The 11701-nt window shown below is 46.9% G+C and carries 7 protein-coding genes and 1 pseudogene; 6 read left to right on the top strand and 2 right to left on the bottom strand.

Features of this window, described 5'->3' with window-relative positions; translation table 11 throughout:
* Positions 1 to 137 precede the first annotated feature (137 nt).
* The 6 genes and pseudogenes from O9332_RS24490 to O9332_RS24465 all read left to right on the top strand — a co-directional run.
* Positions 138 to 725: pseudogene (locus O9332_RS24490) on the top strand (flavin reductase family protein); the annotation flags it as partial.
* 119 nt (positions 726 to 844) lie between these two features.
* Complete coding sequence (locus O9332_RS24485) at positions 845 to 1345, top strand: phosphate-starvation-inducible PsiE family protein (RefSeq protein ID WP_002763297.1); 501 nt, start codon at positions 845 to 847, stop codon at positions 1343 to 1345.
* Positions 1346 to 1535: 190 nt separating this feature from the next.
* Entirely contained in the window at positions 1536 to 3281 is a 1746-nt protein-coding gene (locus tag O9332_RS24480; RefSeq protein WP_288027737.1) for a diflavin flavoprotein, read from the top strand.
* A 121-nt stretch (positions 3282 to 3402) separates the two neighbouring features.
* The gene (locus O9332_RS24475; protein ID WP_002763299.1) at positions 3403 to 4143 is read left to right on the top strand and encodes a hypothetical protein; all 741 of its coding nucleotides are present in this window, start codon (positions 3403 to 3405) and stop codon (positions 4141 to 4143) included.
* Between the two features lie 5 nt (positions 4144 to 4148).
* Positions 4149 to 4421: a hypothetical protein gene (locus O9332_RS24470; protein ID WP_002763300.1), complete on the top strand. Its 273-nt coding sequence runs from the start codon at positions 4149 to 4151 to the stop codon at positions 4419 to 4421.
* Between the two features lie 333 nt (positions 4422 to 4754).
* Positions 4755 to 5498: a DUF1995 family protein gene (locus tag O9332_RS24465; protein WP_002763301.1), complete on the top strand. Its 744-nt coding sequence runs from the start codon at positions 4755 to 4757 to the stop codon at positions 5496 to 5498.
* Between the two features lie 42 nt (positions 5499 to 5540).
* On the opposite strand, the gene O9332_RS24460 is transcribed toward O9332_RS24465, so the two are convergent.
* Both O9332_RS24460 and O9332_RS24455 read right to left on the bottom strand, forming a co-directional pair.
* Positions 5541 to 10184, bottom strand: coding sequence for a hypothetical protein (locus tag O9332_RS24460; protein ID WP_002763302.1), 4644 nt, complete (start codon positions 10182 to 10184; stop codon positions 5541 to 5543).
* Between the two features lie 216 nt (positions 10185 to 10400).
* Positions 10401 to 11165 (bottom strand): hypothetical protein, encoded by a 765-nt coding sequence (locus O9332_RS24455; RefSeq protein ID WP_147070965.1) that lies wholly within the window; start codon positions 11163 to 11165, stop codon positions 10401 to 10403.
* Positions 11166 to 11701: the final 536 nt, after the last annotated feature.

Genomic DNA, 11701 nt, shown 5'->3' with positions numbered 1-11701 from the left:
TCCTTATCTGGCAAGAGATTTAATTGATTAGTTCGCTCCAGATCGCAAACAATTGACAAAAATTGCGGCAATGTCTGTCTCTATAAAGGTTTCATTCTTTATAACCCCGTCCATTGCATAAGACAAACCGAAGAACCCTTTTAGTTAAAGACAATTCCCATCAATCCCTCGATTTAATTGCCGATGAAGCAGGAACCGACCTCGGCCAATGGTTAAGCCGAGAAAAAACGATTAAACAAATTAAATTGATTAACAACGACTTAGAAAAAGCTTTAGGTCGTATTAGCACTGGATTATACCTAATTACTTCCCAAAAAACTGATTTATCTAGTGCTATGGTTGCCTCTTGGGTGACACAAGCAAGTTTAAATCCTTTAGGTGTGGCGATTGCAGTGGCCAAAGATCGGGCAATGGTATCCTTTTTACAGCCTAGCGATACCTTTGTTTTAAATGTTTTAGCTGAGGATAATTACCAGAAATTAATGAAACATTTCCTCAAGCGTTTCTCTCCCGGTGCCAATCGTTTTGAAGGCATTAAAACCTATACTGCCAATAATGGATCACCAATTTTAGCGGATGCCTTAGCTTACATAGAATGTGAAGTCACCAGTCGTTTAGATTGCGGCGATCATTGGGTAGTTTATTGTACCGTTAATACCGGACGAGTTGCCCGTTTAGATGTCTTAACTGCTGTCCATCATCGCAAAGTTGGCAACCATTATTAACAGTTATCAGTTATCAGTTATCAGTTATCAGTTCACCGATTACTGGTTACTGGTTACTGCTCACTGAAAAATCCCCCCAACAGCTAACACCCAATTCTATCAATCTTAGGAGAAATAAAATGTACGAACCAATTAAAAACCCTTCCCCAATGATGGTGCGAGTAGTGCAAGTCTTAGAAATGATTCAAGATTTAATTGTCATTTCTCTCTGTATCGGTTTATTTAGCTTCATGGTGTTAGAAGTCAGAGAAATGTTTATGTCTCTGCTGCCACCGATTCAATTTCGGATTATTACCGCCGATATTTTATTCCTCTTAATTCTAGTAGAATTGTTCCGATTGTTGATTATTTATTTGCAAGAAAAACGAGTTTCTATCGGTGTTGCCGTGGAAGTTTCTATCGTCTCGGTTTTGCGAGAATTAATTGTTAGAGGAGTCCTAGAAACTAATTGGACACAAGTATTAGCTGCCTGTGCTTTTCTAATAGTTCTCGGTACATTAATGGTGTTAAGAGTTTGGCTTCCTCCCACCTTTGAAGGTATCGATCCTGAACAAAAAGTTTCTGAACGTTATCGTCAACATTTAGTTAAAGAATTAACTGAAATAAACAGCAAAATTTAGTCAGTTATCAGTTATCAGTTATCAGTTATCAGTTATCAGTTAGAAGGGGATAGGAAAATGGGGGAATAGGGTAATGGGGAGATAGAGTAATTTCAACTAAAACTCTAAAACCTCACTCCCCCCACACCCCACACCCCACACCCCACACCCCACACCCCACACCCCACACCCCACACCCAACTTAACAATTATGACCACTAATACCTTAATTCCCAATCCTGCTATTAATAATCGCTCCCGCGATGTTCAAACCGCAGAAATTGCCGATAAAACTTGGGTTTTTCGCTCCCGTACTTGGGACAGATTAAAATTTGAAATAGAATATGCTCGTCAACGGGGAACCACCGCTAATTCCTATCTTATCTGTGGCGATAAAACCGCCTTAATCGATCCCCCTGGAGAATCCTTCACGGAAATTTATTTAGAAGAAATTCGTCAATATATCTCCTTACATCGTCTCGATTATCTGATTCTCAGTCACGTTAATCCCAACCGTATCGTCACTTTAAAGGCCTTATTAGCCGCCACCCATCAAATCAGCATCCTCTGTTCTAAAGCTGCCGTCAATACCCTTAAAAATGCCTTTCCCGATGCCCAAATTTTGGGCATACGAAGCGATGAAATCCTTGATTTAGGGCAAGGTCATCAACTCAGTTTTATTAATGTCCCTACGCCGCGCTGGCCTGATGGTATCTGCACTTTTGACCAAAAAACCCAAATTTTATACAGCGATAAATTCTTTAGTGTACATCTGTGCAGTGACGCTCTTTGGGATAAAAATTGGAAAGAATTAGATGTGGATCGTCGTTATTATTTTGATTGTCTCCATGCCGTGCAATCCAAAGCGGTAGAAACAGCCCTCGACAAAATTAAAGAATTTCCCGCCCAATATTATGCACCCGCCCACGGTCCGATAATTCGTCATAGTCTTAGTCGTCTTGCCCACGATTATCGTTATTGGTGTCAAGAACAAAAAACTCGACCTCTACAAGTGGCTTTATTATATGCTTCTGCCTACGGAAATACTGCCACCCTGGCCCGCTCGATCAAACGAGGATTATTAGAAAATGATCTGGCCGTAGAATCAATAAATTGTGAGTTTGCCACCCCCGCCGAAATTAGTCAAGCGATCGAAAATTGTGACGGATTTATTATCGGTTCTCCCACCTTAGCCGGTCACGCTCCTACCCAGATCCAAACTGCTTTAGGAATCGTTCTTTCCACGGCAGCAAAAACTAAATTAGCCGGGGTTTTTGGTTCCTACGGTTGGAGTGGGGAAGCTGTCGATTTAATTGAAACTAAACTCAAAGATGCCAATTATTGCCTCGGTTTTGAATCCTTGCGCGTGCGTTTTAGCCCCACAGAAAGCAGTTTACAAGCAGGTTATTTAGCCGGAGAAACCTTCGCCAGGGCCTTGAAAAAAACCAAAAAATTGCGGGTTCCCCAACAGGGAATGACCGAAACACAAATTGATCGCACTGCCCAGGCCGTTGGCCGGATCGTCGGTTCCCTTTCTGTTCTCACCACTCGTCAGGGCGAGGATCATGCTGGTTTCTTGACCTCTTGGGTATCCCAAGCCAGTTTTAACCCCCCGGGGCTAATTATCGCCGTTGCCGACGAACAAGCCGCCGACCGTCTAATTAACTCGGGAACCGCCTTTACCTTGAATATTCTCAAGGAAGGGCGCAATTTACGCCGCCATTTTTCCAATCGCATCAAATCTGGCGGTGATGTCTTTACGGGATTAGAAACCCAAGTCGGGGAAAATGGCTGTCTGATTTTAAGCGAAAGTCTCGCCTATCTAGAGTGTACGGTGAAAGAGCGACAACTCTGCGGCGATCGCTGGTTAGTCTATGCTACCGTCGAGCGGGGTCAAGTTTTGGATAGTAACGGTGTCACCGCCATCGGTCATCGTAAATCCGGTAGTCAGTATTAAAACTGGACTAGCGGGGCAAAGTTCCTGACTTTCCCCGTGTAATCAGCCTAGATTTCTGGGAAAGATAGGTTATGTTATTATCCAAGGTTGTCCGACCGGGCCATTTTGTCTTTGTTTCCCTATGAAAAAATTGCCGCTAATACTGTCGGTGGGGAGTGTCGCTTTATTGTTGGTGGGATGTCCAGCTTCTAACCAAGCTAATCAATCCCCACCACCCAGCCAAGAAACCCCCACCCCCTCTCCCAGTCCCCCGGCTGCCCAACCACCCGCCTTTAGCGGCGCTGTACAACCAGCTACCGAACCAACCCCCCTAAGGGTAGCGGGATTGATTCCTGCTACCGATCCTGACCAAAAACGGGCGGAAATTAATCGCGGTCGCAGGGATCCCTTTGCTCCCTTTCCCCTACAACCAAATATTACGATTACAGCGGCGGAAAAACCCCCAGCTGGGACTCCAGCGGCCACTGGCGCACCTGTACCCGGAGGTAATCGTCCCGCAGCCGCACCTGCACCCGGAGGTAATCGTGCCACTCCCAGAGGACCGATAGTTAAAGCGCCGCCGCCACCACCGCAACCGACGGAAGCGGAAGAAGTGCAAGTATCGGGCATCGTCCAGTTACCTACCACTCCTATGGCGATCGTGAAAGCCCCCGGAGAAGCCACGGAACGTCGAGTTATTCCGGGTTCTACTCTCTCTAATGGTTTAATTTTAGTTAAAGCGATCGATACTAATCCCGATAATCCCTATATTGTCCTAGAACAATACGGTCGAACTATTACCCGTCGTTTAGGGGATGGTGTACCCGAACCGGCCGCACCGCAAGCCTCGATCAGTTATAATATTCCCGAATCAGGAGAATAAAACCCGTGCGATCGATTGCTATTCAACAAAAACAAACCATTATTTATCCGCAAATGCCCTTGGCTATCTATCGAGAATTAGCCAGCCATTTACAACAGGTTCAGGGTGTGGAAACCCATCTCACTCCCCAGCAGTTCCAACAATTCGATTATCATCAAAGTCAGATCGGTAGTCTAGAAATTAACTATACCGAGACTTTTCAGGAAAGCGATCGCACTCTAGTCACGGCAATTCTCGATTATTATGCCCAACGTCACGGCTCCTATCAGCTTTCCTAAGCTTTCTCTCCTCACCTTTTCCCCGATTACCGACTTTCTTCTTAAAAACTAAAAGTATTTTATAGGATTTATCTTAATGCTGGGGATGATGCCAAGTCTTCTCACACTTCATCTATTAAGGGTAGGGTTGATTCATGAATCAACCCTACTATGAATCAACCCTACTATGAATCAACCCTACTATGAATCAACCCTACTATGAATCAACCCTACTATGAATCAACCCTACCTTTTATAAAAATTAAAATCTTTCTGATTTTAAGCCCCCGACGACCAGAGGTAGTCACTGATAACTGATAACTGATAACTGATAACTGATAACTGATAACTGAAATGACCCTACCCAATTCCCTAGAAGAAACAATCCTGCAAGCGAAAGCCGCCACCCAACTGGCTCTAGAATCGGGAGCTAGACGCATACAAGTGGAATTAGTTATCCCAGAAATTGCTCTACAAGCACAAGCTTTAGCCCTTGATTTTGCCTCTATTTTTGACAGTTATGGTTCTGGTTTAAGGGTAATTTTTCCCGATACTGGAGCCGCCATGTTAGCCCGACGGGATTGGGGAGAAACAGTTTTTCAACTGGGAGATTTAGGTAGTCGTTTTATTCCCATCGAAAACAAAATTAAGCCCGAAGATGAAGCGTTTTTAGTTGTTTGTCCCTCCTCGGTGGAGATTAATTCCGTAGAAAAACTCTGTTACCTTGCCGAAGATCGCCCCGTGGTTCTTCTGATTCCCCAATTGGAAGATGTATCGGTAGTGGGTATCGGTTACGCAGCCCGACAATTGCGAGAAAGATTTTTAAGTACCCTAGAAAGTTGTTATTATTTTCGTCCCTTGGAATCGGCGATTGTGTATCGTTCCTATCCTTCCTTGTGGCAAGTTTGGCTCGAAAAAGAAGACGGTTACGAGTTAATTTCCGAACAATCCACTAAACCCATGGGGGAAGCTTTAGAAAATCTGATTCTGAAAGCTTCTAGTAATACTCCTAATGATAGTTCTAATCCTGCTAATAAAGCCAAAAAGTCCGGTTTATTTGCCACTATGGGACGCTTCTTAAAAGCATTACAACAGTGACATACTCCCCCCGTCAAGTTAGGCTGTGACGGTGGGAGTATGTCAATCCCACTCCTGTAAGTCTCTGAGCCAATTTTGCAGCAAGCTAGTTAATTGAGTACGGCGAGTTTCAAAATTGCCAGCAATTGAGAGCAAGCTAACCCCCACCAGCAATCCGATAATCCATTTAAGCAGAGGATAAAGGGAAATCAAAATTACCAACTGATAGAAAGCATTAGCCACAAAAGTAAAAGTGCCAAGATAGAGGAAGGCGCGAATTCGTAAGGCTAATCCGGCAAAAATTGCCACTAAACTGAGGATGCCAGGCAGGATTCCCGTCTGATGATGAAACCAGAGAGCCGCACTAGCAATAATGCCTGTTCCCAAGAGGCGAAGCAGGTGGCGCAAGGATTTGCCTTGCCTCCCCTGACAGGTAGGTTCTATCCAGACAAGACAGAGGATAGACAATCCGACAAGACTGCTGTAGGCGAAGGGAGTTGCCAGAGAGAAATCCGCCAGCCAAAGGGCGATCGCCCAATTCACTAACAAGAGGGTAAGATAGCGCCACCGGGGTTGCTGCCGCAGCCAAGCCAGCCAAGCATAGAATCCAGCCACCACCAGCAAACTTAGGGGATTGAGCTTGTCTAAACTGCCCCCAAGGGCGAGTCCTGGAAGAACAAGAGCGAGGAATTGCCAAGGACGAGGCGGCCAGCCCCAAAGCCGCCAAGGGAGCAGATAGGTGAAAACAGCCACCCCAGAGGCGATTACTCCCAACCAAGAAACTAGGTATTGAGAGAAGAATTCCATTGGAGGAATAGTATTGGCAGCATAGGCCCCAATCCCAGTCGCTTCTAGAATACCCAGATAGACCCAGATTTCAGCGATCGCCTGGTCAGGATGGTTGCGCCCTTGCCAGATAGCATAACGAGTCAAAAAGATACCGGTTGCCAATCCCAACAGTTGATTGACTGCAACGGGATAGAATAAAGCCCCTAGTAACAGGCAACTGCCCAAAGCCCAGTGCAGGTGGGCAACCAACTTCAATTCTGAGGCCGTCAGATGCAAGTAGCCAGCCAACCAGGGAGAGAGCAATCGATAGCCGTAAACCAAGTTGGCGGCCAGGGCTGCCATTGCCAAAAATTGATCGCCTTGGGACAGGTCGGCAATTTGATAAAACAATAGCTCGTAGGCTGAGATGGAGATCCCGCCAATTCCCAGGTACAACAAGGGCTTCCCTGCCGGGGAGCGCCGCCCAACTCCGATGGTAATCAGTACCAGTCCCAGAGAACTCAAGCCAGTCCAACTACTGAAAAATCCCCAACGCAGAGCCGCTCCTAAGGCCCCATAGAGCAAGGGTAGGATATTCCAGCTATTGAGCATTTCCCGCCTGTGATCTCTGTGCCACCAATCTCCCAACAGTTGGGTAAGCAATCCCAAGAGAATATTGGCGATCGCTAGGGCAATTAAAGACTGCTTAGTTAGGTTGAGAACTTCGATGGTGAACAGTTCCAAGCTCCAGCCTACCCCGTAGATGCCCCAGTTACTCGGCTCGAGGTAGCTTCGATAGGCGATCGCCCCTAAAGTCAGGGCAGCCGCTAGGACAGGAAGGCTCGAGGCAGCCATCCAATCCGAGTAAACGGCTAGAGAATGGAGAGTCAGGGCGACTAACTCCAGACTACAGAGGGCAATTGCCCAGCCATCGCAGGCGCGGGCATAGAGGAGAGCAAGTGCAGAAGTACGCTGGCTCAACCAATAGCGCAACAGCCAGAGGGAGAGGGGGATAAGGGCGATTGCCCCCGCCAACAGCCAATCTAATCCAGGGAGAGGCAATCTCTCTAGTAAGGCAACGCTCAAGCCCAAGGACAAGCCGACCGTGATGGCAGCCGCTGCTAATTTTTGTAGGCGATGAGTCTGAAAGAACATCAAACCAGTGGCGATCGCTAGGGTGACGAGACGAGTTTCTTCCCCTACCCAGGTGGGAATTTGGGCAACTAGCAGGACTGAGATGCTCAACCAAATGACTAGGTTAGGTTGGCGCGAGGGTTGCCAACTGCGATAAGCTGTCGCCCCCATCAGCAGCCAAGTGGCGATCGCTTCTCTACCGTCTGGAGCATTAAGGACATTACCAGAAAGCGCCAATAACATCAGGAGCGAGAGGCAAGTTGCCCAACCATCGCTAACCTGGGCATAAATTCTCGCCAAATTATTCGGTAATGCCCTTAAGCATTGGCGGAGAATCCACAAGCTTGTCGCAGTAATTACCCCTGCCAACAGCCAGCTTGCTTCTTGCCGCAATGCCCAACCAAAACTGCCATCCCACAAAGACAGTGCCAGCCAACTCAAGCCAAAACCTACGGTAATCGCTGCTGCTGCTACCTGCTCTAAGTTACGGCTATTGACGAACATCAATCCTGTAGCTATCCCTAAGCTAATTGAGGCAATTCCTGGTTCCAACCCTTGCGGGGGTCGGGCTGTTAAGATAAGCCACTGCCACAGGGCTAAAGCGTCTATACTCAACCAACTGGCAACTTCCCGCCGAGCCAGATTCCAAGTTCCCACCCCAGTCAGGGCCAGGGGAGCCAAACCCCAGACTAAGCCCCACTCTAGCCCCATAAGCGGGCGCTCCAACACAGAGGTCAACTGGGCGAAAACTGCCACCTGATTGAGGATAAACAAGCCATAGGATAGCCCAGCCAAGATTAGTCCCAGCTTCCAAGTTGTGTGGTGTAGGAGATGGAGCAAGGAAGTAGGAGGAAAGGGCTGTTTCACGCTGAATGCCAATTCCAGCACCGCCAGCATGATTAAAATCACGCCCCAAACTGCCCAACTCAGCCTTGGCCATCCCCAGTCAATCGCCAAAATTAGGGTGAGCAAGCCAGCTAGGTGAGTGAGATAGGCCAGGGAGAGAAAACGGCGGGAAATCTCTTGAAGGGAAGCTAGTTTGACTTGCCGTTGGCTGAAAATTACTAACGCCAGGGTTGAAGCTGCCAAGTTGAGCGTCCTCAAGGCAGGATTGACTAAGGAGCAAAAGGTCAAGGTTGTTCCCCAGAACAAGGCTATCGAGCCGGTAAAAGAGGCTAATTCCCGCTTGCCCAATTGGGAGAACCAATCTGTCAGGAATAGGATTAAGACTAGGTAAGGAAAGAAAACTAAGCTTAGTAACGCCCAAGGGGTAGCTTCAGCGCCAGTTAAACCAGTCCCCAAGGTGATTGCCCCTTGCCTGAAAGTGTCTGGAAGTAAGCGCCAAGCCAGCCACAACCCCTGCAACCCAATCAGCAAGGCTGCTGCCAAGTCGAACTTCCGCCAGGAGTAACCGATGCGTCGGGCAAAAAACAGGAGTGATAAACCACTCACTGCTAGGGCTTGCCAAGGTGTTTCACCCACCGACAGTAACCAACCTAGCAGCAGCAAGCTACCGCCGATACGCTGCCACAAGGAAACAGATTGTCTGGTCTGCCAACTGGCTAACCAGCCGCAAATCCCCACAGCCAGCCCCAATTGGCTAATCTCTACCTGAGCGATAAAAATTGCCCGCACCAGCAGGATAACCAGCCCATAGACGACAATTGCCTCATTTAAGCTAAAAGGGGCTAATCTTTCTCTCCTTGATGCTGCTTCTTGTCCGGCTCCTTCAGGAACACGGGAAAGGGAGATCAAAGTTGTTCCCACCACGCCCAAGTAAGTTGCCAGCAAGGGAAAACCCCCAATTGCCCATCCCCAATGCAGATAGCTCAATCCCAAGTGATTCGGCAGACTTTGAGAAAATCCTGCCGGGCCAGTTCCCCCGTACCTCCCCCGGAATAGTTGAACTGTTACGGCGGTAAGGGAAAGGGCAGCCACTACCACAATCAACCAGGCTAGAGGGTTGCGCCACAAGCCCAAGCTATCCATGGCCAGAAAATTCATCGGTACTAGCAACAGGGTAACCAGGCGCAAAGCTTGACTGGTCAGGCGCAGGCCCGGCTGTTGGCTACTCCAAAAACTGGCTCCCCAAAAAGCTAAAGTATAAAGCCACAAAACCCCATACTGTCCGGCGCTTGAGAATTTTTCCCAAAAGTTGGCGGCGAGGACACCAGAGGAGATGACCACCATGAAGACTCCCAACAGCAGCAGCCAGAGGACGCTCAATTCTGCCATCAGAGACTGTAACATTTGTCCAAACTGGCTGGGAGTTTCCTGCCGTCGAGGAGATGTTGGCGGCCGTGGCGGGATTCTACGGGGAGCTTCTGGCCGTCGAGAAGGTAGCGCGGGTGGGGGAGGCGGCTGGGAGGAGATGGGGTCTGGCAGCGGCTCTCTGGTAGGGGCAGTTGTCAGTATAGGCATGACACAGGAGAGGTTTTCCCGACACAGTTGCTTGACTTGAGATTCCCCAAGTAATCCTAATTGGAGCCATTGTTCTAAACCTTGTAGTAGAGAGGGATGGGAAGCTCTCACTCTTATAACAACCCGGATTTGAGAAGCAGTCAGCCAGCCTCGCTCCTGCCATTGCCCCAAACCTTCTAAAAAGTTAGATATAGGGACGCTGGTGGTTATTGTCAGAGCGAGGGTTTCTTGAACTGAATTTTCTCTCGCATTTATTGCTAATTCTAGTCTTTTGTCGGCAATCAACTCTAATTCTAGCCATTGATTGAGAGCTAGTAAAAGTTCGGCTGGCGAGTTGGGATTGACGATTTCTATGGGGATGATTCGCTTCTCTTGAAAGGACATAAGTAATCAGATAAGTAGTCGGACATAAATTCTCTCGTCTGTCTTAAGAAATGTAATTCTGGCAATTCTTGCTGACTCCTGACTCCTGACTCCCACGGTTAACTTTACTTTTGTCCGACCACTTAAAGGTAAAGTTAAAGTTAACTGTGGAGACAAGGGAACAGGGAACAGTAAAGGTTTCAGCCTTGGTTAGATCTCTTAAGAAATTAATCTCATCTAAGCTGTCTTGAAAAAGCGAATAATCTCTCGTACATGATTGAGAAATTGACTGTCTTCTGTCAGTTGTGCGATCGCATTTTGTGCTTCCTGAGATAAGGTTTCATGTTCAACCTGATTTTTAGCTTCTAATTTTTCTAGTAAGGCTTTCAGACGGGCTAATTCTTGGCGAGTTATTTTGACTTCTTGTTGCTGTATATTTGCTTCTGTATCGAGTTTTTCCCTAATTATTGCCACATTAGCCTCTAAATTAGAGACGCGAACGCGCAACTCTACTACATCCTCTCTGGGATACTTAATCTGTTCTCGAATCATTGACAAACGCACGGCTAAATATTGATAAGCCCGAATCGCCGGACGTAAAGCTGTCAATAATAAAGTTGCACCGGAACTCACATATCCTACTGCACTAATTCCCGTTGCTGCTAAGGTATAAAGTCCAATTCCTGACAGCAAATGTAAGGCGATTGCGAGCCGAATTGACCAACGCGCTACTGTCTTAACATAATCAACTTGTTTCCGATCTACGGGAATATTTTTTTCTTGAGAAATTGCTGCTTCTGCGATGACTTCCTGGGCATCAAAATAAATGTTCCAAGGAACAGTCACAATCACTAACAACCACCAAAAACTGGCGATCCCAATCAACCAATCGATTAAATTTCCTGACGGGATGTGCAACCATTGTAAAATTCCAAAAGCTAGTAAGACTAAGGCTCCAAAAATCACACAAAATCCGATAAATCCTAGATAGCTTAAAAACATCTCAATCACCCCATTTTTATTTCTCTTTCTTTTATGTTAGAAAAAGATTGATCAAGTTTCACTAACGGTTGTGACACTTTGTGAATTTACCCATAAAATGACACAATTGTGAACCATAACTTGGCTGTTTGACAACGAGTATAGTGTAGCGACTGTCTTGATGGTCAAGGGGGAATTTAAAAAAAAACTCAAGCAGTTGCCGTAAAACTCAAAATCTCAAGCCGGAAAAAAGCGCAGCAAAAGCTAAGCTGCTCAGGTTAAACCAAAGCAAGCGCAACCCTTGATTAGAGATAACAAAAAGTGTAAATCTCTAGGAACTAAGCGAGAGATTTGTTTGGCGGTTAATTGACCGAGTTCTGGTAAGTCGGAGACGAGAGTAGTAGAAATTACTTGACCTTGACATCCTCACCGCCGTAAACGGACGGTGATTCCCAAACCTCACGATTTAGGTTTCTGCTTCTTTCCCTTGCGGGGTTCCGCACCTGCCTTAACAGATTTACTCTGTTCTGGTCTTATGGTCGCTCTACAGACTGACA

This window comes from Microcystis sp. LE19-10.1B (assembly GCF_027530565.1).
Classification (GTDB): Bacteria; Cyanobacteriota; Cyanobacteriia; order Cyanobacteriales; family Microcystaceae; genus Microcystis; species Microcystis aeruginosa.
This window is presented reverse-complemented; position numbering and strand designations above follow the sequence as displayed.